At 42.3% G+C, this 20,200-nt stretch carries 16 protein-coding genes and 4 pseudogenes; 7 read left to right on the top strand and 13 right to left on the bottom strand.

Going from position 1 to position 20,200, the window contains the following annotated elements:
* Window positions 1–21 precede the first annotated feature (21 nt).
* The 4 genes and pseudogenes from GQS54_RS05300 to GQS54_RS05285 all read left to right on the top strand — a co-directional run bounded on the left by GQS54_RS05300 (window position 22) and on the right by GQS54_RS05285 (window position 7,079).
* On the top strand, window positions 22–657 hold the full coding sequence (locus GQS54_RS05300; protein WP_166422972.1) for a TetR/AcrR family transcriptional regulator: 636 nt from the start codon (window positions 22–24) through the stop codon (window positions 655–657).
* A gap of 86 nt (window positions 658–743) precedes the next feature.
* A complete protein-coding gene (locus GQS54_RS05295) occupies window positions 744–2,027 on the top strand; it encodes a divalent metal cation transporter (protein ID WP_166422971.1) in 1,284 nt (427 codons plus the stop codon).
* A gap of 438 nt (window positions 2,028–2,465) precedes the next feature.
* Window positions 2,466–5,378 carry a TonB-dependent receptor gene (locus tag GQS54_RS05290; protein ID WP_166422970.1) on the top strand — a complete coding sequence of 971 codons (2,913 nt, stop codon included), beginning with the start codon at window positions 2,466–2,468 and terminating at the stop codon, window positions 5,376–5,378.
* Between the two features lie 180 nt (window positions 5,379–5,558).
* Window positions 5,559–7,079: pseudogene (locus tag GQS54_RS05285) on the top strand (amidohydrolase family protein).
* A gap of 182 nt (window positions 7,080–7,261) precedes the next feature.
* Here GQS54_RS05285 and GQS54_RS05280 read toward each other — a convergent pair.
* The 6 genes and pseudogenes from GQS54_RS05280 to GQS54_RS23510 form a co-directional block, all read right to left on the bottom strand.
* A complete protein-coding gene (locus GQS54_RS05280) occupies window positions 7,262–8,563 on the bottom strand; it encodes an amidohydrolase family protein (protein ID WP_166422969.1) in 1,302 nt (433 codons plus the stop codon).
* Between the two features lie 249 nt (window positions 8,564–8,812).
* Window positions 8,813–8,950 carry a hypothetical protein gene (locus GQS54_RS23220; RefSeq protein ID WP_240919832.1) on the bottom strand — a complete coding sequence of 46 codons (138 nt, stop codon included), beginning with the start codon at window positions 8,948–8,950 and terminating at the stop codon, window positions 8,813–8,815.
* A 273-nt stretch (window positions 8,951–9,223) separates the two neighbouring features.
* Window positions 9,224–9,400: pseudogene (locus GQS54_RS23215) on the bottom strand (cupin-like domain-containing protein); the annotation flags it as partial.
* A 160-nt stretch (window positions 9,401–9,560) separates the two neighbouring features.
* A pseudogene (locus GQS54_RS23210) lies at window positions 9,561–9,951 on the bottom strand (transposase); the annotation flags it as partial.
* A 176-nt stretch (window positions 9,952–10,127) separates the two neighbouring features.
* Window positions 10,128–10,442 carry a hypothetical protein gene (locus tag GQS54_RS05265; RefSeq protein WP_166422968.1) on the bottom strand — a complete coding sequence of 105 codons (315 nt, stop codon included), beginning with the start codon at window positions 10,440–10,442 and terminating at the stop codon, window positions 10,128–10,130.
* 112 nt (window positions 10,443–10,554) lie between these two features.
* Window positions 10,555–10,634: pseudogene (locus tag GQS54_RS23510) on the bottom strand (prepilin-type N-terminal cleavage/methylation domain-containing protein); the annotation flags it as partial.
* Window positions 10,635–11,199: 565 nt separating this feature from the next.
* On the opposite strand from GQS54_RS23510, the gene GQS54_RS05255 reads away from it, so the two are divergent.
* The gene (locus tag GQS54_RS05255) at window positions 11,200–11,622 is read left to right on the top strand and encodes a universal stress protein (RefSeq protein ID WP_166422967.1); all 423 of its coding nucleotides are present in this window, start codon (window positions 11,200–11,202) and stop codon (window positions 11,620–11,622) included.
* A gap of 249 nt (window positions 11,623–11,871) precedes the next feature.
* Here the strand turns inward: GQS54_RS05255 and GQS54_RS05250 are convergent, their stop codons facing one another.
* The 3 genes from GQS54_RS05250 to GQS54_RS05240 form a co-directional block, all read right to left on the bottom strand.
* A complete protein-coding gene (locus GQS54_RS05250; RefSeq protein ID WP_166422966.1) occupies window positions 11,872–12,288 on the bottom strand; it encodes a response regulator in 417 nt (138 codons plus the stop codon).
* Between the two features lie 125 nt (window positions 12,289–12,413).
* Window positions 12,414–13,049: a response regulator gene (locus tag GQS54_RS05245; protein ID WP_166422965.1), complete on the bottom strand. Its 636-nt coding sequence runs from the start codon at window positions 13,047–13,049 to the stop codon at window positions 12,414–12,416.
* Between the two features lie 9 nt (window positions 13,050–13,058).
* Window positions 13,059–14,246, bottom strand: coding sequence for a PAS domain S-box protein (locus GQS54_RS05240; RefSeq protein ID WP_240919831.1), 1,188 nt, complete (start codon window positions 14,244–14,246; stop codon window positions 13,059–13,061).
* A gap of 223 nt (window positions 14,247–14,469) precedes the next feature.
* Between GQS54_RS05240 and GQS54_RS05235 the strand changes: the two genes are divergently transcribed.
* Window positions 14,470–15,312 carry a cation diffusion facilitator family transporter gene (locus GQS54_RS05235; RefSeq protein ID WP_166422963.1) on the top strand — a complete coding sequence of 281 codons (843 nt, stop codon included), beginning with the start codon at window positions 14,470–14,472 and terminating at the stop codon, window positions 15,310–15,312.
* Window positions 15,313–15,368: 56 nt separating this feature from the next.
* Here the strand turns inward: GQS54_RS05235 and GQS54_RS05230 are convergent, their stop codons facing one another.
* The 3 genes from GQS54_RS05230 to GQS54_RS05220 form a co-directional block, all read right to left on the bottom strand.
* A complete protein-coding gene (locus tag GQS54_RS05230) occupies window positions 15,369–15,674 on the bottom strand; it encodes a chaperone modulator CbpM (RefSeq protein WP_166422962.1) in 306 nt (101 codons plus the stop codon).
* Window positions 15,675–15,679: 5 nt separating this feature from the next.
* Window positions 15,680–16,642, bottom strand: coding sequence for a DnaJ C-terminal domain-containing protein (locus tag GQS54_RS05225; protein ID WP_166422961.1), 963 nt, complete (start codon window positions 16,640–16,642; stop codon window positions 15,680–15,682).
* A gap of 123 nt (window positions 16,643–16,765) precedes the next feature.
* Entirely contained in the window at window positions 16,766–17,230 is a 465-nt protein-coding gene (locus GQS54_RS05220; protein ID WP_166422960.1) for a cytochrome C, read from the bottom strand.
* Window positions 17,231–17,528: 298 nt separating this feature from the next.
* Here GQS54_RS05220 and adhP point away from each other — a divergent pair, with 298 nt between their 5' ends.
* Window positions 17,529–19,124: an alcohol dehydrogenase AdhP gene (adhP, locus tag GQS54_RS23205; RefSeq protein WP_240919830.1), complete on the top strand. Its 1,596-nt coding sequence runs from the start codon at window positions 17,529–17,531 to the stop codon at window positions 19,122–19,124.
* 136 nt (window positions 19,125–19,260) lie between these two features.
* Here the strand turns inward: adhP and GQS54_RS05210 are convergent, their stop codons facing one another.
* Complete coding sequence (locus tag GQS54_RS05210; protein WP_166422959.1) at window positions 19,261–20,139, bottom strand: LysR family transcriptional regulator; 879 nt, start codon at window positions 20,137–20,139, stop codon at window positions 19,261–19,263.
* Window positions 20,140–20,200: the final 61 nt, after the last annotated feature.

Here is a 20,200-nt window from a genome sequence, read left to right as displayed (position 1 = left end):
TTTAAGGTAAAAAATTTAGCTATGCCAACCCTAAGTGTTATTCCAGCCAAACAATTACGTAGTCAAGATACTCAGCGAAAACTAATGGCCGCGGTGCACCACTGCCTGCAAAGCAAGTTTTTCGAACATATCAGCATTAAAGAGTTATGCGATCACGCTGGTGTGTCAGTCGGTACCTTTTATAGGCGTTTCAAGAACAAAGAAGCGCTGTTGCCACTGCTGTACCAAGATTTTGGTAGTGAGATGATAGAGTGGATAGGTAAGCTAGAAAACGAGTCGTTTACGACGTTGCCTGAAGCGGTGAGCGGGATAACTCAGCAGACGCATCATTTTTTTGCTGCTAATCGTAGCTTATTTCGCACCATCCATCTTAATTCTCGTTTGCATACTGACATAGTGGCCGGTGACGCTTTAATTGACCGGCGCCTTTTGTATAGCCGTATTAGCAATATATTGCTTAGGTTTAGTGACAACATTAATGCCAGCGATAAACCGTCTGCGGCCAATATGGTGATTTTCACTATGATCACCGCATTGCTCGATAAAGTGCTTTATCCCGACATTACCCCGTCTATCGCGTGCGAATTAGACTCTGTTGCCTTGTGCGACGAGCTAGCGAAAATGTTAATACTGTATTTGCAACACGGACTCGATTGATGAGTCCTTAGTCACCGTTGGGCAATACGAATGAAGCAACACATTGAACACATCGCAAGTACAATTATGATTCGAGAAATCCGAGTATGAAATTAGCAAAAATAATGGCCGTGTTAGGCCCTGGTATTGTTTGGGCCGCTACCAGTATTGGTGTATCACATATCGTGCAATCAACTCGCGCCGGCGCAGATTTCGGTTTTGCGTTATTAGGCTTTATTTTGCTAGCCCATATAGTGAAATATCCCTTTTTCTTATTCGGCCCCAAATACGCAGGGTTAACTGGCAAAAGCTTACTCGATGGTTATCGCAGTGTGGGTAACTGGGCATTTTATTTGTTCTTGGGCCTCACTTTTATCACCATGTTTTTTGTGCAGTCAGGGGTAACAATTGTCACGGCAGCACTGGCCATGAATTTATTTGGTGATGTGTTATCCCTTTCCCAGTGGGCCGCATTGGTCCTGGGGATCGTGTGCACAGTATTATTGATAGGTCATTACAAACTCCTCAACACTCTTTTAAAGTGGATGATGTTAGTGTTGGTTATTTGCAGCATCATAGCGTGGTTTGCCGCTGTTGGGCGCTTGGGGTTTAGCCCTAGCGAAGGCGTACCCACAATCGAAGTGGGTTCGATGGCAAGCATCGCCTTTATTGTGGCATTAATAGGCTGGATGCCAACCGCAATTGAAGTATCGGTGTGGCACTCTTTATGGATCTTATCTCGCGGAGCAAAACCTGGCGTTCAAAACGCAAAAGATGCAACCACTGATTTCAACGTAGGTTATGCCGCCAGTTTGTTGCTAGCCATCATATTCTTGTGGCTGGGCGCACTGTTGATGTTTGGTCAAGGTGAAGGTTTTGCCAGTTCAGCCGCGGCGTTTGCTGGACAGCTCGTGGGTATTTACAGCAATGCCTTAGGGGAATGGAGCTGGCTATTAATGGCGATCGTCACATTTGTGGCGCTGTTTTCCTCAACGTTTGCCGTCGCCGATGGTTTCCCGCAAGTGTGGAAACGCGCCTATCAGCTTAACCATGCCCACAATACCCCGATACCCCTTGATGGCAGCGATGATGCTCAACATGCTCGCAAAGGGAATGTCGTTTACATAGTTGCGCTAAGCGTACTTGCCTTTGGCAGTTGGTGGATAATCTCTGACTTTAGCGCCGACATCACCGCGCTACTCGATTTTGTGACTACGGTGTCTTTTGTCAGTGCACCTATTTACGCTTGGTTAAATTACAAGGTCATGATGGGGGCCGATGTTGACGCCCAATATAAACCACAAGGCTTATTTCGCCTATACACCCTGTGCTGTTTAAGCATACTTACGCTCTTTAGTGTGTTCTATATTTGTTGGAAGTTTTTGTTTTGACAGAAGAGCTGATAGTCACTCCTGAAGCGCATTTAGCATCGCATCACTGAAGCGTTAATTTAAAACTTTTTTGTGCTTTCATAAGACTTGTGTAAAGCACATATTCACCCAGACGATAGCATGAAAGTGACTGGCGATTGCCTTTGCGGCGAAATTGTTTTTAACGCTTTTATCGATCCAAAGAAAACCATGGTATCCGTCGGGAAACGTTACGCGTGGTTATAAAAAACACGTGTTGCGATGGGTATTAATAGTTCTGAGAACCTTGTATTCAACAAGGCTTTGACCATGGTAAATGATCTGAATTTTTCTCTCAAAAAAGATAAAACGTCGGTGTAAGTTAAATTTTGAACTATTGACAGTAAAAGTTATTGAGTGATATACATGTGAATGTAAATTCGCATTCACATAATAAACACACAATAATAATGGTGAGAAATGACTACAACAAATGCACATAAATTGACAAAAATAGCGCTAGCACTTTCTCTAGTGCTTCAACCTTTAGTCGCTCTAGCAGCTGAGAATGAATCCGAAGTGGAAAGAGTCAGCGTCACTGGTTCTCGTTTAAAGCAAACTGACCTAGAAGGCGCAAACCCCGTAACCGTCATTACGCAAGCGGACATGGTGGCAACGGGGATCACCGATGTGGGTTCACTCATACAAAGATTACCTGCCATGTCAGGCTCACCCGTTGGCACAACAACAAATGGAACCGCGTCATTCGATGGAACAGGGACAGTGCGAGTCGATTTAAGAGGTTTGGGCTCTAATCGAACGTTGGTGTTGATCAATGGACGCCGTTTAGTGGACGGCGGAGATTTTCAAACCATTCCATCATCTATGATAAAACAAGTAGAAATACTAAAAGATGGTGCATCTGCAATATACGGTGCGGATGCAGTGGCAGGGGTCGTTAACATTATTACCGTCAATGATTTCGAAGGTCTTGAAGTTAGCGTTCAAGTATCGGATTCACTAGAAGCGGACGCGGGGCGTCAAGAAACGACCAGCCTGATAATGGGCAAGACGGTGAGCGATTTTAATATTGTTTTGGGGGCAGAGTACACCACCCAAGAAAGTGTTTATCAGCGTGATACCAACGTTGATTTTTTTCAAGATACCTATTTTGTAACGGATCCTGATAACTTTGGCTCTCGCGGGTTTGTAACACCAGCGAATAATGCAAATGATTATACTGTTGTTGGTTTTGGTAGTTCGAGGATCCCAACCGGTAACTTTAATTTTAATACGGGGTCACCCGCATATACAAATTTAGGGATTGATCCCATCAGTTCTAACTCAGTCACTTTTGACCCCATTACCGGCAATGCCCGCCAATACAACGGTGCTGCATTTGACCCGTCAAACGACTCTTATAACTATGCCCCGTCTAATTATTTACAAACGCCGTATGAGCGTATCAATATATTTTCAGAAGCAAATTTAAAACTTAACGAGCATGTTTCAAGCTATGCATCATTCAGAATGAATCATACCGAGTCTCGTCAAGAAATTGCCCCGCTGGCGTATTCGACAGAAATTGACCCTGCATACCCAGTCCCTGTTTTTAATGCAGATGGCTCACCTCAATTGGACTCGAACGGCGAACAAGCTTACCAAAATGGGATCTCAAGAGATAATATATACAACCCGTTTGGCGACGATGTGATTCAGGTCAGACGACGTATGGAAGAAGGGATCCGTGCGTTTGAGCAAGACATCACGCAGTTTCAGGGTGTAATTGGTTTTAAAGGTGAAGTTTTAGACACTTGGGAATGGGATGCTAGCTATAACTATGGATATAGAAGCAGAACAGATACGCATACTGGTCAATTGTTTGGTCCCAATGTATCAAAGGCGTTAGGTCCTTCGTTTATATCTGAAAACGGAACCGTTACCTGCGGAACAGTAGCGCGTCCTATCATGGATTGTGTACCGTTGAATCTATTTGGTGGCACTGGCACGGTGACTGCTGAAATGATGGAGTACGTATCAGCCCCTGTTGTGAATACTCTGCGGGCGCAATTAGATGTTTTCAACGTTACCGCGGTCGGTGAGCTGATGGAGTTACCTGCTGGGCCGTTAGGCGCCGCATTTGGTTACGAGCACCGCCGCAATGAATTTGTTAATGACGTGGACTCCGCCCGTCACTTTGGACAAATTACTGGCACCACGAATAGAGGTGTAAGAGGTTCTTATAACATTAGTTCATTTTTCGGTGAATTTTCAGCGCCTATTATTGACGATGACGAAATGAAGCTGTCTGCCAATGCGGGTGTGCGTTACGATAATTTCAGTAATTTCGGTGGTAATGTCACCACCCAGTTTGGGGTCAAGTTTCAGCCTTTTGATGGCTTACTATTGCGCACTACTATTGGAGAGGTGTTCCGTGAACCCAGTATCCAAGATCTTTTTTCTCCTGAAGGCGAGATTTTACCGCAGGTACAAGGCTTGTGTAACACAACAAGTTTTCCGCAATTATCCTCTGAAGAACAATCTCGTTGCCTTGCAACTGGCGCTCCGGCGGGTGGTTGGGTGCAAAGTGATACCCAGCTAAGCGAACGCACCGGTGGTAACATCAACTTAGAGCCTGAAACAGGTAACACCCTAACGGTAGGCTTAGCTTGGTCTCCTGAATTTATAGATGGTTTCAGCCTTACTTTGGATTATTGGACGGTAGAACTGGACGACGTGATCAGTACTATTTCATCAGGTCAGGTGCTGGATCTTTGCATCAAGTCGGGAAGACAGGAGCAGTGTGATGCAATTCATCGTTTACCCGATGGTCGTTTAGAATACATAGACACACCAAATTCAAACTTAGCTTCACTTGATGCCAGTGGTGTGGATACTGAGTTAAATTATCGCATAGGGATGAATAGCTGGGGAGATATCGATTTAGGACTGACATGGACGCATTATCTTAAGCGCAGTGAAATAGCCTATGAAGGTGCCGTAGAGATAGATAAAGTCGGCACTTTTGATGCGGGTGACAACGCAAGTTACGCTGAAAATAGAATTAACACTTCTGTGAACTGGCGTTACGGAAACCTAACCGCTACGTATTTAACCGAATATATATCAGCGCTTGATAAACCGAATGCCTATCTAGGGACAATCATCGCAGGTTTTGGCGAAGGCTTTGTGCAAAAAGTGGAAGCTCAGCTTTATCATGATGTGAGTGTTAATTACGCCTTTGAGTTTGGTACTAACCTTACATTAGGGGTAACTAACATAACAAACGAAGCACCTCCTTATATAGAAGCGGCTTTTAATGCGTCTACGGACCCTTCTACTTATCGACTATTCGGCCGGTCTGGCTATGTAAGAGTGAGTCATAAGTTCTAGTCCTGAACGACGAAATTTGTGAACAGTATTTGGTGAAAACCAAATACTGTTGTTTTGCTGTTTAAGTACTTGAGCAATTTCAGGTGCAGTGTTTCTAGCCACTGCGCTTTAACCATTCCTATAAAGGGAACGTCAATGAACAAAAAAATACTATTACTCCTTAGCTTATCCCTCAGTTTTATGGCCATTTCACCGTATGCTGTAGCCAAAGGTGACAAAAGCGCTCCTCAACGGGTAGAAGGGGAAGGACCATATCAACGTTTAATTTTACGCGGCGGTATATTAATAAACGGCGAGGGTGCTCCAGCCCAGGGACCTATGGATATCGTTATTAAGAACGACCGTATTACGCGCATTGTTAGCGTTGGAAACCCAGGCGTGCCTATCAATGCAAATAAGCGCCCTGTTGCAGAAAAAGGTGACAAGGAAATTAACATTGAGGGGCAGTATGTACTGCCAGGCTTTATCGAAATGCATGGTCATATTGGCGGCAGTGCAGATAATATTCCCGCTGAATATGTTTTCAAACTGATGCTTGGCCATGGCATAACTACATTGCGTGAGCCTGGCAGCTTTAATGGTATACCGTGGGTGATGGAGCATGTTAAACGCAGCGCAGACAACACCATCGCAGCGCCTCGCATCATTCCATATTTTAGCTTTGGGTTAGGATTAGATGACCCCATTACCACACCCAAGCAAGCCCAGAAGTGGGTGAAAATGATTGCCAAAAAAGGGGCGAAGGGGATTAAATTTTTTGGTGCTCCGCCAGAGATTATGAAAGCCGCGTTAACCGAGGCAAAAAAGCAAGGTTTGCGTAGTATGATGCACCACGCACAGCTTGATGTAACCAATATGAATGTACTCGATTCAGCTCGATTAGGGCTGACAAGCATGGAGCATTGGTATGGGCTACCTGAAGCACTTTTTGAACATCAACACATTCAAAATTATTCTCCGGATTACAATTACAACAACGAACAAGACCGATTTGGCGAAGCTGGCCGATTATGGGATCAAGCCGCGAAAAAGGGCACTACCAAATGGCTTGACGTACGTGATGAACTTATTGCACTTGATTTAACGCTTGATCCTACGTTGACTATATATGAAGCGAGCCGTGATCTAATGCGCGATATGAATGCTGACTGGCACGACGAATACACCTTACCGACCTTGTGGGACTTTTTTCAGCCCAATCGGAATGCCCATGGCTCTTATTGGTTTGACTGGACAACCGATGATGAAATCGCATGGAAAAAGAACTATCAACAATAGATGGGCTTTTTGAATGATTATAAAAATCATGGTGGCCGAGTAACGGCAGGGTCCGATGCTGGATACATTTTCAAAATTTATGGCTTTAGTTATATTCGCGAACTAGAGCTATTACGGGAGTCAGGGTTTAATGCCTTAGAAGTGATTCAAGCCGCAACCATAAACGGAGCTGAAGCCTTGGGCATGGCAGATGACATTGGTTCAATTCGTGTCGGTAAAAAGGCTGATCTGGTGATAGTGGCAGAAAATCCGTTACGCAACTTAAAGGTACTTTATGGCACAGGCCATTTTCGCTTAGGCGATGACAATAAACCCACTCGCGTAGGTGGCGTTAACTACACGGTGAAAGACGGTATTGTTTATGACGCAAAGGCGTTGTTAGCAGATGTTAGAACACTAGTAGATGCAGCAAAAAGCCAATAGATTGCCTGATATATAGACATCACCTATCGATAAGTGATGTCTATAAAGCGTTTAGCGCAACTGGAAACTGACATTTAATTGGCAATATTTAACATTCAAATAAAGGGAGCCAAGCTCCCTTATAAAATAAACGTTAGCAGTAAGATTCGCCCATTAGCAATTATGTAATGGGGATTATCAGGCTATTTTTGTTTGAAAACTTTTCCGCCTTTCATAACGAAATCTACATCCAACAGTTCTTCTATGTCTTTTAAGGGGCTGTTATCGGTTGCAATAATGTCAGCAAACTTTCCTGTTTCGATGGTTCCTAGCATGTCGCTCATGTCGGCTAAATCAGCTCCATTCACAGTTGCTGACGTTAAGATATCAGACGTGCTCATGCCGGCTTTATGCATCAACACGGCTTCTTGGGCATTGATGCCGTGTCGCGAGACACCGCTGTCTGTGCCATATGCTATTTTCACACCGGCTTTATACGATACTTCAAATGTCTTCATCATATCGCTGCCCACGCGCAGTGCTTTTGCTTTAATGGGCGCTGACATAAAATCATCCCCCTCAGCCATATGAACAACGGTGTCACCAGCAAGAAGAGTAGGGACTAAATAAGCACCGGTCTTTTTAAATAAGGTAAGGCTCTCTTGATTGGCATAACTCCCATGCTCGATACTATCCACACCCGCTCGCAGTGCGGCGTTAATACCCTCTGCTGCATGAGCGTGGCTGGCGACTTTTCGACCTAAACCATGGGCGGTGTCAACAATCTCTTTTAACTCGTCGTCTGTCATCTGTTGGCCGGTGCCAGTATCTGTGTCGGATAAAACCCCACCCGTAGAGGACACTTTAATCACATCAGCGCCATACTTGATGGCCAAACGTGTCATCTTTCTGCACTCATAAGGGCCATCGCAAATTGTTTTGGCTGACTTTAACTCAAGAATCTCTGGTGACATACCATCAACATCTAAGTGTCCGCCAGTAATCGACACCCCGGCGCCAGCAATAATTCGCGGGCCGTCTATCCATCCTTTTTCTATACCGTCTCGTAGTGCGTACATTTGTTCAGGCTCACTAAGCAAGTCACGCACGGTGGTAAAGCCCGCCAACAGTGTTTTCTTGGCAAAATGAACACTTTGCATGGCAAGGTCAGCATCAGATAACTGCAATGCATCTTTTGTATTGTGTGCACCTAACTCCATTTGTAAGTGTACGTGCATATCCATTAAGCCGGGCATCACAAAACTATTTGATAAATCGACGAGCGTTGCATCGTCACCGAAGTTTTTTGCGGGAATGTAGCCATCTTCAACAGACACAATTTTGTCATCTTCAATGACAATGGTTTGCTTCATTAAAGGCTTTTCGCCGGGAATTGACAGTAATTCGCCCGCATGAATGACGTGAGTTTGCGCGACTGCAGAATTGCACAGAATTACGGCTAATGATAATGGCAGTAGTTTTCTTTTACTTATTATTTTATCCATTCTGACCTCTATTAGATTTCTCATTATATATATCGATAGATGACTGCAAATGATGCAATTTAATCGACTGCGTTGATCAATATACATACACAAAATAATTATGTAAATCATGATTCACATAATGGGCGCGTATATTTTATTTGGCGATATAACAAAGAATGCTATTGATTAGACTTAGCGGGGTCATTCGTTGATGTTTTGCTACTCTGTGCTTTAGCAGGAACGATGCAAATACGAGTTCTTGGACATTCAGCACCCTAATTTTTGAATTAACCACTGACGAGCTCGGTTGATCACACTTTGATTCTTGGCACCTAAAATACCGCGCATTGATAGCGGTATATGTGAATCGGTTTCTTCATCAATAGAAATGTAGTGATCTAGCATGTGCTTCCACGCATTTTGTTGCTCTTTCGGCAAATACTTTAATGCCGAAAGAGCGTGAATTAACATAGGGAAGGGCAACGCACTGCTAACATAATTACCGCTGCACCAGTAATTTACGAATACATTGATTTTGCTTTGAGACTTAACACTATGTCACCAAGGTGATGGGATAAAATTGCATCGCCAGGGTGTAATTCTACTGATTATCCATGTCGTTAAGCTTCGGCATACTTTTAAAAGCGGGTTAAATCTGGATGGCGTTAATCCACCATGCTAACGGGTTGACCCGCTGGCGTGCTCAATGGGTCCAACATATAAATTGTCTATTTGCTTTGGTGGGAAAAGAGTGAAGCATCTGGTTGCCCCAGCAACAATGGCGATGTTATGAACCTCGTCAAAATGCGGTGCAACAGTGACCGGATTTCCCAGCCAGATAAAAGTATTTTTATCATGCCACCCATAATATGAATTAGCTTAAAATTTAAAAATGCTAGTTGAATTAATACTACTCAAATAGAAGTGTTACGTAATAGAAAGTGAGATTGTGGCTATTTGGAAGGAGCACGGTGCGTTTTATGGATTTTCGGGCACGGCTGCGACATTCAGTTTTGGTATCATCTAATGTTATCAGTTGGCCTGAGCTTAGCGTGTCTCCCCTGACAAACATCTGAGTGAGCATTGTGCCTTTGTGTAGGTGATGCCAGCGCTCAACGACGTCATTGTTTGATCAAACCTGGGTTTGTTTCTTATTCACATGCGACACCACATGCACACGATTACTCATAACTACATAAGCACAAATACGGTAGCCGCGCTATCAATTGAAAAGATTGAAGATAGAAACAACAAGCGCTCTTCGACCCATTCTCGACGATGCTCATAACTTTTTCCTGAATAATTATCTACAGCGCGGCTGCCGTACCACACAAAAAAGAACGCCGAACACAATCGTAATAAGGGGTATCCGCTAAAGAAATTTGACTATTACGAGGTTGGGGCATGACATCAATCCTTTAATTTATTTCCTAATCAAAGCCTAGCGCGTCTTGATATTCACTCAAATTATTATGGGTGATTTGGTAAGCAAAATTGATAAGTAGCTCTCTAACTTAGTCATTTAAATTCACTGGTTTATGGATTAATTTATGATTTGAATTAGTCATCATGACTTTCAACTTTAGTTTTCGCAAACATCAGAAAAAGCTGTAGATGCATTTATTTGCGGATCTACACTGCCGTAATTGCTATATGTTACTGTGCAATCTTGATTCCACCACAAGCCTGTTCTATTTGGCCATGAAATCAACCATGAAGTATACGCGCCACCATTAGCAGCGCCCTCGCTTCTCACTTCAACAGCAAAATCTTGATCTATCAATAAACCAATACCTGTGTCTTCGTCAGCCTTGGGCCAACCGTTTAACATCTCAACAGTTACACCACCACCGATGTCAACAGTAGATTCACCACTTTGGCTACAACTAGAGCTCACTAAACATTTAGAAAAACCCAAGTTAGCAGCAGCTTTAATAGAAGCTGATAATGCATCATGTCTAGCTTTTTTAGCTTCACTACTAAGATCAATAAATTTCGGAGCAGCAGTAACCGCTAAAATACCAAGAATAACGATAACGATAATAAGCTCTATTAACGTAAAGCCTTTTTGCGTGCTTTTATTACAAATATTGAATACCTTTATGATGTTTAAATTTTTACGTCACATATTTTATACAACAAAATAGACTTTAACGTATTAGAAATCATACAGTAGTATATTTAAAACTGACGATTAATAAGTTTGACGTCTCTACACGGACTCGAACCAGTGGCTATAATGACTTGACCACTTCAAATGAAAAGCCGGAATTGTTGGCAACTGACCATATCATTCTTCTTGAATATAAGACTGATTGATCATATATACACCGTGTTTAGTCCAAAGGTGATTAATAGTTTTCACACAGCCTGCGCGCATTGCAGTCATTCAAAGTAAGTCTACACATGTCAGCTAAGATGGTGGACACCTCCTATTTGATTTGTTCCTTAGTTATTCGTATCAGGTGCTTTATCAGAAAATTTACGGTATAGGCGTTAATCCTTTTGACAACATTTTGTATACATTAGTAAGCAAATAAACTTAGTTCGTTGATGCAGATCAAGGGCTTTCCCCAGTAATAAGTTTTAATAAAGGTATGAAGACGCTTGTCAATTTTGGCAACGATCAAAACCAGTATCTGGGGAGAAACGTTATGCATGGTTATAAAAAAATACTTGTTGCGGTGGATATTAATAGTTCAGAAAATCTTGTGCTGAACAAGGCGTTGGCTTTGGTAAACGATCCGGCTGATTTGAATTTACTTTACGTTTCATTTACGCAATTGTACTTCGAACCTTATGGTATTAACTTTGAAAACGACGAATTATTGAATATCCAGGGACAGTCAGAAGCTCGTTTAAAGGAAATTGCAGTTACATCTGGCGTACCGGAAGAAAATGCTCACGTTTCAGTCGGTGCACCCGCTGATGAAATTCATCGCTACGCTGAAAAAATTAATGCTGACTTGATTGTTATTGGCACCCATGGTCAAAGTGGGCTTAAGCTATTATTAGGTTCAACTGCTAATGGCGTGTTACACGGCGTTAAATGCGATGTACTGGCGGTTAAAGTCTAACCAGTTGAATTTACAGACTATTCATAATATTACGAGTGACACGCAATAAAATCTACTCGGCACATGTTTAATGGCAATTAAGCATGTGCGGTACTTTCTGTAAAGTGTACATACCTATTCCTGTAAGGCATGCCAAATTCCCTAAGCAAATTCAAATACTGCCTGAATAACTTGCTAATTATGTTTTGTTTTCCGAGTGTTTTACATTGAATCTAATCTAGCTGAACTTATAAATTTAACAATCGGTGACTAATTCATTTGCGTTGGGGCCGACTGGTGTAATATTTCCGCAACCTTTTGAACTAATAGATGTTCAATGTAGGGTTTCTCGATAAAATCAATAGCGCTGGCGCGCATCGCACGTACCGCAGTAGGAATATCACTGGAGCTTGCCAATACAATAGTTGGAATATGGAATCCCTGACGAACTAGCGTCTCTAGTAATTCGATGCCGCTTTCTCTTTTCTCTTGTAGGTGTGCTTCAAGTATCAAACACGCTGCTTCATTGTTCATTTTATGGTTTAAGAAAAGCTCTGCACTGGTGAAACATTTTATTGATACATTAAGGGGGGCGAGTAACGCTGACAATGCCAACAGCACACTCTTGTGGTGGTCAACAATATAGACGACTGGTTGGTTAGAATTAATGGCATTTTTACTGGGCATTATACGTTCGTCGAGAATAATTAATGTTCTCTTAAAAGATATACCTTTTTATAAAAACGGAGTTGCGCTAGATCAAATTACATCATTAAACGGCAGTTTGAGTAGATGCTATATTCAGTTGGTTATTACTTAATTAATGCTAAAGTGACTAATTCAGCAAGGGAATTAACTTGCATTTTATCCATTACATTTGAGCGATGAATTTCTATAGTTCGTTGGCTCAAATTTAAATCGCACGCAATCACTTTATTCGCTTGCCCAGCAATGACTCTTTGCATCACTTCTTTTTCTCGTTTAGTTAAAGATTTACGGCGTTTATCAATATCGAGTAAGCGAGAGGCGCGTTCATGCTCAGCTTTGTTTAATTCCAAAGCGTGTTGAATACAGTCGAGCAACTCTTGTTCGCGGAACGGTTTTTGAATAAATTCAATAGCGCCTTTTTTCATGGCTTCTACTGCCATTGGTACGTCACCATGGCCGGTAATAAAAATAACGGGAAGGGAACACTTTAATTGTTCTAATTGTTGCTGACACTCCATTCCGCTCATACCTGGCATGCGCACATCTAATACAATACAGCCAGCTAACGCTCTAATACTCTCACCTTGATGGGTATCTAAAAATGTTTGTGCATTTGAGTAAATAGCATTTTTAATACCCACAGAATCAAGCAACATACTTAGTGAGTCCAATACAGCTTCGTCATCATCAATAATATGGACAACCTGCTTTAACACTGGGGGCGTGGCGTTGCGTTTCATATTTATTTCTCAACCAAGTTTATTTTTAACAATGGATTTAGCTGGCAACGTAAATGAAAATACACTGCCTTTATCTATACCTGCTCGATGTCTAAGTTCACCACCATGGGATTGTATAATTGATTGGCATATGGGTAAACCCATACCCATTCCCGTTTCTTTGGTCGTAAAAAATGGGTGGAATAGATGAACCAAATTTTCTTTTGAGACGCCATAGCCGGTATCTGTTACCGACACCTCAATGTATTGTGCATCAATCCATTTAGAACTTATATTCACCTGATCAGTTGGCTGGTCTTCCATTGCGTCTATTGCATTACGGATCAGATTGAATAGCACTTGCTGGATTTGTATTTCATCAATAAGTAATAGTGGTGCAGGGGATGCTGTAAGACTCAACGAAATGCCATGATCTAGTAAGCGTGTGTCAACTTTGGCAAGTTCAATGGAATCTTTAATTAACACATTAAGATCAACATATTCACGCTCGGCAGTGCGCTTTTTAACGAAACCTCTTAATCTGCGTATGACTTCACCCGCGCGACGGGCTTGGCTGCTGATTTTCTCTAAGGTTATGCTCAACTTTTGTTGTTGTGCAATAGTATCTGGAACGTTCGATGAGCGCTCAAGCATATTTTTGCAGGCTTGGGCATAACTGCTAATGGCCGATAAGGGTTGGTTTATCTCGTGTGCAATGCCGGCGGCCATTTCCCCCATCGTGCTTAAGCGTGTTACGTGGGCTAATCGCTCACGGTTGGCAATAGCATCTGAGCGCGCTTTGACCTGTTCAGAAATATCACGAATTATACCCACAAATTGCTTGTGGCTAGACTCCAATACCTCGCCAACCGATAATTCGATCGGGAAAATCTCGCCGTTTTTTTTACACGCTTTAACTTCACGGCCGGTGCCTATTATTTTTGCATTCTTCGTTTCCATGTAATTACTTAAATATTTATCGTGTTCCCTTCGATAAGGTTCCGGCATTAGCATTCTAATATTATTACCGACCACTTCCGATGATGGGTAACCAAACATTTTTTGGGCCGCTGCATTGAACAATTCGATACAGCCAAGGTGATCAATGATAATAATGGCATCGACCGCTGCATTTAATAATGCTTTTAGCTGGGCATTCGCATCAGTTATTTCTTGTGTATGATTGGCTTGAAGATTTTTTTTGATAGGAAAAGTCAACGCAGCTCCAAAAATTGTTATTGCTATCATTTGCACGATATTCTATAAAACTCGGGCACTCAATAGGTAAATTATTGAACGAATAAAAAATTTTGTTACTAATTTCGTGACTAAAAGTATCGAAATTAATTGCCTTGAAAAGCTAAATATAACGTTATAAGTCAACAATACGGGTCACGACCACTCACTTAGGGTTATTGTATATCATAAAAGGTGGATATAAATGAATGTTAAAAGCGTGTTGCTTATTGAGGGCAGCGTCAATTTACTGATGAGTGTGGTTAAATTATGGGTCGGAATTTCTGCAAACTCGGCAGCAGTGATTGCTGATGCGGTGCATTCATTTACGGACGTCATCAATAATATCTTTGCTTGGATGGCGACCAATATTGCCAATACACCCGCTGACAAAGATCACCCCTATGGCCACCAAAAATTTGAGCAAATAGCGGTGTTCGGGCTCGCATCACTATTAAGTATTGTGGCGTTTGAAATGTTGGTCGGTGCATATAACCGATTTGGCGAGCCAGTAGAACAAAATTTCTTAGGACTCATCATACTTATTAGCACGCTCGTTGTTAACATCTTGCTGACCCTATGGGAGCGATATTGGGCAAATCGCCTTGAGTCGGACATTCTGCAAGCGGATGCAAGCCACACATTGAGTGACGTCTTGACCACTGTGGTGGTTATTGTGGGTTGGCAGCTCGCGGCACAAGGTTATTATTGGTTAGACACGGTGTTCGCGAGCATCGTTTCACTCTTGATTTTCTATTTAGCGTTTAAGCTTTTTCAACGTGCGATTCCGATTTTGGTCGATTACAGCGATATTGACCCTAGTACAATTTCAGACGAGGTAAATAATGTAAAAGCGGTAAGTTCTGTTATTAGAGTGCGTTCACGAACCGGTGCTAATGGTCGAGTGGCCGATGTTATCGTAACGGTAGATCCTGATTTACCTACCATCGAATCTCATCACATCGCCGATGAGATTGAAGCCATTTTAGCAAGTAAATTTAATATTCAAGATGTATTGGTGCATATCGAACCCAAACCAAGCAAGTAGTGTTTATCAATATAATTGGCTAGATAAACACAAACTTGGATGGTTTGCTCTTAGGCTTAAGATTCCCAAAAGCGGGATAATTGTCTTTGTAGATTTTGATTTTCAAACTCAAGAGCTTCACGCTGCTTTAATAAATCAATGACCATAGCAACGGCGATCCAGTCTATTTCTAGTTGTTTGTTAAGGCGGATCGCTTTTTTTAACCAATGAACGCTGGTAGGGTCAAATTTCCATTCTTCTAGGGACTGTCCTTCGATAGGTTCAGCGATCCCGTACTCAACGACCTCGATAACAAGCTCGTGATCGATTTCAATATTTTCGCACAGTTCATCAACTGAGATTTTTAATATAGTTTCGCTCATTGCTGTTAGCTCCACTCTTCTCTAGGGTTAAACGTGTTCGCTTTAGCGAGCTCTTTCCATAGGCTATCGGCTTTATCGTTACTGTTAGGCGGGTTAACTATTTTTAATACAGCATATAAATCACCACTACCAGATTTACGCTTAAGACCTTTTCCTTTTATGCGAAGCTTTTGGCCGCTTTGACTGTTCGGTTGAATGGTCATTTTAACTTTTCCATCCAGTGTTGGAACCGTAATGTCGGCACCTAATGTTGCTTCCCAAGGTGCGATGGGCAGGGTAATAATTAAGTCGTGACCTTGAACGTCAAACAGTGGGTGAGGAACAAGGCGAATATGGAGATAAAGATCACCGCTTTCACCACCATGGGCACCTTTACCACCTTGACCTTTAAGACGGATACGCTGACCATCAACAACCCCGTGAGGGATCTTAACCTTCAATGTTCTTTTCTGTTTTACCATCTGACCGTTTTGCACTTCTGATTGCATAAACTCAACCGTTTTCGAAGCGTCTTTTAAGGTGTCTTCCAGAAAAATCGGCACTTCAATCTCTGCGTCTTGTCCTTTCATGGCGAAATCGGTCTGATATCGACCTTGATTAAATGCCCCATTTTGCTCGCCGCCTCTTGCTCTGCGGGCTGAAAATACGGAATTAAAAAAATCTGAGAAATCTTCATCACTACTATCCCAATTACCACTTCCAGAGTTGCCTTGCCAGCCGGGAGGCGGAGTAAAGCCTTGGTTAGTTTGGCCACCATATTTACGCAGTTCGTCGTATTCAGCTCGTCGTTTAGTATCTTTCAATACTTCATAGGCTTCGGCAACCTCTTTAAATTTCTCCTCAGCACCCTCATCTGGGTTCATATCTGGATGAAACTCAAGCGCCAACTTACGGTAAGCTTTTTTAATCTCTTTTATCTCAGCGTCTTCAGGGACGCCTAGAATTTCATAATACTCTTTAAATTCCATCGTTTTACTCGTCGTTAAATCTCGACTTAAAAGGTTTATTAAATGAATAGGCTTTTATACACAAAGCGGAGTCCTAATAAACTCCGCTTTACAAGCATGGTATCAACTTAGCAGATTACACTGTTACGGTATTTGATACTGCATATAGTTAGTGTATTGAATAGGTTTCACTTTATATTTAGGTTGTAAAAATGAAACCAAATTGACTAATTCAGTGACCGTCATAACATCATTAAACACCATCATTTTCGACTGCCCATTTTTATCTACCACAGGCTCTAATGCTGTAGACCTTGGAGCCAATTCGTGCGATGGATTAATAATGGATGTTACCAGCTGAGCATACGTTTTTACTTTAGCGGATGTTCCGCCTAATTCAATAGGATCCTTAAATACTTTGGTTAGCATTGGCGCGTCATATCCTTCGAGGTTGTGACAGGCTAAGCACTGATATTCTTTAAAAACGAACTCGCCTTTTTCTGCGTCTCCTTTGGGCAAACTGAATCCTTTGGGGGAGTCAGGTCCCTGATTACACCCAGATAAAAATAATGCACATACAAGTAAACTTGGTAACAGTATTGTCTTCATGATAACACCCTTAATTGTAAGCTTTTTACTAACATCGGTGATTAAGTAAACTAACGCAATGATGGCAAAAAGAAAGAGTCTAGTATTTGTCTTCTTGACACTGATCAAGATTAAAACGAGTTTGTTATTTTCTGCTCATCTGGATAGCCACTATTTTCAACTGTTGATTGATTCATTGATCGTTATCAACTTGTAAAACTTTCGATCATTTAAAGTCTGATGAAATTAAAATAATGAGAGATTCAACCCCATAGGATTGGACTCTTAAAAACCTATTTACTTGGACGGGCAATCTATAATGAAAGACATGATGCAAGCGGCTAAGGTTGTACAATTTGGACAACCATTATCAATTCAAGAGTGCAAAATACCCACACCGCTCAAGGGACAAATTTTAGTAAAAACCGAAGCCTGTGGTGTTTGTCATACTGATTTACATGCCGCTGCGGGTGATTGGCCCTTAAAGCCAACCCTACCGTTCACCCCTGGACACGAAGGAATAGGTAAAGTCGTCGCATTAGGTGAAGGTGTTGATCAAGTTAAGATAGGTGATCGGGTAGGCGTACCCTGGCTTTACTCTGCTTGCGGGCATTGTGAATATTGCTTATCCGCGTGGGAGACCGTTTGTGCAGATGCTGAGTTTGGTGGCTATAGTAAAGACGGAGGGTTTGCCGACTATATTATCGCAGATCCTCGCTATGTAGCCCATATTCCTGATGGTTTGTCTGCTATTCAGGCAGCTCCCATTATTTGTGCCGGTGTCACGAGCTACAAAGGTATAAAAGAAACGGGTGCTAAACCCGGTCAATGGTTAGTGGTATTAGGTTGCGGTGGGTTAGGGCACTTGGCTATTCAGTATGCAAAAGCCATGGGCTTAAAAGTGTGTGCAGTGGATATCGACGATTCTAAACTGGAGCACGCTAAAGGCTTGGGGGCTGACGCTGTGGTTAATGCTTTTAGCCAAGACGCTGCGGTCAGCGTTATACACGTTACCAACGGTGGGGCTCATGGTGTGCTTATTACCGCCCCATCAATGTCTGCCTTTAAGGAAGGGGTAGAAATGACCAGAAAAACGGGCACCTGCGTATTAGTGGGCCTGCCACCTGGAGAGTTTCCGACCGACTTGTTTGATGTCGTAGCTAATTGCAAAACGATTAAAGGGTCATTCGTAGGAACAAGGCAAGACATGGCTGAAGCCTTGGCATTCGCCGCCGATGGTAAAGTTACAGCTGACATTGAACTATGTTTATTGTCTGACGTGAATCACGTCTTAAATCGTTTGAAAGCGGGTGATGTAGCCGCGCGTATTGTGCTTGATTTTACCACTAATAACGCTGGCAGTGACGATGAGGCAACAACGACTCAAACGAAACACATTGCTGGTCAACCATGCGAGCATGTTTTAGATGGCAAAAAGATAACTATTAGGCCTATCAGTCAGCAAGACAAACAGCTTGAGTCTGAATTTGTAAAGGGACTCTCAGCCCAAACAAAGCATTATCGATTTCTAGGGGGTATAAACACACTGTCTGACGCCATGCTAAAAACACTTTGCACAATAGATGGTCAAGATACAATGGCGTTTGTAGCAACTGAACATGATCTGCAAACAGGAGCTGAGTTAGAGATTGGCGAAAGTCGATATGCCTTTACCGGTGAGCACTCTGCCTATGAAATCGCGGTTACCATAAGTGATAAATGGCAACACAAGGGGTTAGGCAAGCTATTGACTGAGCATCTAATTGAATATGCCAAGGTACACAATATTGGCTCTTTGTATGCTATCGAATTAGCCGACAATCATGATATGAGAAAGCTTGCAGGCGAATTGGGCATGAGTGAAAAAATGGATCGTGATGATGCCCATCAAGTTATATATTCGTTGACGATTTAGCTATTACACGCAGTATGCGTAACCTATAGTAAATAAATAGCAAGCAGCCAAAAATGATATTGGCTGCTTTTTATCTTGAAATAACCAGCGGTTATTTCTGCCTAGCCGTTCTTTCAGCCAATCTTTACAATAGTTTTTATTTTGCGATAAGATCTTTTAATTGCTCGATAAACCACTTTTCGATGTGACCCATAGAATGACCGTTGCGCTTGACTACGCCGACCTCTAACATAGTGCCCGAGAACATTTGATCGCAAGACCGCACATGTATGTGCTTAGCAAACCAGTTTGAATCAGCTATGTGCTCTGGGACCATAGCCCAACCTTGGTTTTGTACCGCCAGATCGCAGATCACGTAATAGCTATCGATATACCAGTGGTTTGGACTAAACGCGTCTTCGCGCCCTTCACCCGAACGATTACACAATACCAGTTGCCGGTGACCTTGCAATTGTGTGCGTGACACGGTTTCAAATTTTGCCAATGGATGAGACATTCCAAAGATTAGAATTTTTTTAAAATACCCCAATGACTCAAATTCTACATCCATCGGTAATACGGTACTGCTAAGCATCAAGCCAATATCCGCTCTTTTTTTTGCCACTGCATTGGCTACATCATCACGGGAGCCACTGGTAATTACTAGATTAACATGTGGGAATTTCTGTCCAAACAAGGTGAATATAGTACTTGTTGTTTCAATCGGCAGGGCTTCATCCATCGTTATTCGCAAAGAGATAACATCGTGTTTTGCGGCGAATTGTGCCCTAGAATCAAAGCGCTGACACTGTGCTAGAACGAACTCAGCCTCAGGGAGCATTTGCGCACCTAACTCTGTTAATACAGGATAACGTGGGGTGCGATCAAATAGCTCGATACCCAGATCTATTTCTAAATTAGCGATAGCGCTACTGACACGAGATTGGGCCTTATTAAGTTGACGCGCTGCTGACGAAAATGAGCCTAAGTGTGCCGCCGTCACGAATGCCTGCAGCTGATCGACTGTCCAATTCAAAATGTCTCTCCCAATAATTAAATGAAGGTATACATGGAGCTCTTCATCTATCCGAAATTCG

Source organism: Paraglaciecola sp. 20A4 (assembly GCF_011378905.1).
In the GTDB taxonomy this organism is placed as follows: Bacteria; Pseudomonadota; Gammaproteobacteria; order Enterobacterales; family Alteromonadaceae; genus Paraglaciecola.
The sequence above is the reverse complement of the archived record's forward strand: the minus strand, read 5'-3'. Positions and strand labels throughout refer to the sequence as shown.

Excerpts from the sequence above, each read along its gene's own strand:
- GQS54_RS05225 (WP_166422961.1), bottom strand. The coding sequence starts at position 16,642 with ATGGAATTTAAAGAGTATTATGAAATTCTAGGCGTCCCTGAAGACGCT.
- GQS54_RS05250 (WP_166422966.1), bottom strand. The coding sequence starts at position 12,288 with ATGCCCAGTAAAAATGCCATTAATTCTAACCAACCAGTCGTCTATATT.
- GQS54_RS05280 (WP_166422969.1), bottom strand. The coding sequence starts at position 8,563 with ATGGATAAAATAATAAGTAAAAGAAAACTACTGCCATTATCATTAGCC.
- GQS54_RS05235 (WP_166422963.1), top strand. The coding sequence starts at position 14,470 with ATGAATGTTAAAAGCGTGTTGCTTATTGAGGGCAGCGTCAATTTACTG.
- GQS54_RS05230 (WP_166422962.1), bottom strand. The coding sequence starts at position 15,674 with ATGAGCGAAACTATATTAAAAATCTCAGTTGATGAACTGTGCGAAAAT.
- adhP (WP_240919830.1), top strand. The coding sequence starts at position 17,529 with ATGAAAGACATGATGCAAGCGGCTAAGGTTGTACAATTTGGACAACCA.
- GQS54_RS23220 (WP_240919832.1), bottom strand. The coding sequence starts at position 8,950 with ATGCTAGATCACTACATTTCTATTGATGAAGAAACCGATTCACATATA.
- GQS54_RS05300 (WP_166422972.1), top strand. The coding sequence starts at position 22 with ATGCCAACCCTAAGTGTTATTCCAGCCAAACAATTACGTAGTCAAGAT.
- GQS54_RS05220 (WP_166422960.1), bottom strand. The coding sequence starts at position 17,230 with ATGAAGACAATACTGTTACCAAGTTTACTTGTATGTGCATTATTTTTA.
- GQS54_RS05290 (WP_166422970.1), top strand. The coding sequence starts at position 2,466 with ATGACTACAACAAATGCACATAAATTGACAAAAATAGCGCTAGCACTT.
- GQS54_RS05245 (WP_166422965.1), bottom strand. The coding sequence starts at position 13,049 with ATGAAACGCAACGCCACGCCCCCAGTGTTAAAGCAGGTTGTCCATATT.
- GQS54_RS05295 (WP_166422971.1), top strand. The coding sequence starts at position 744 with ATGAAATTAGCAAAAATAATGGCCGTGTTAGGCCCTGGTATTGTTTGG.
- GQS54_RS05255 (WP_166422967.1), top strand. The coding sequence starts at position 11,200 with ATGCATGGTTATAAAAAAATACTTGTTGCGGTGGATATTAATAGTTCA.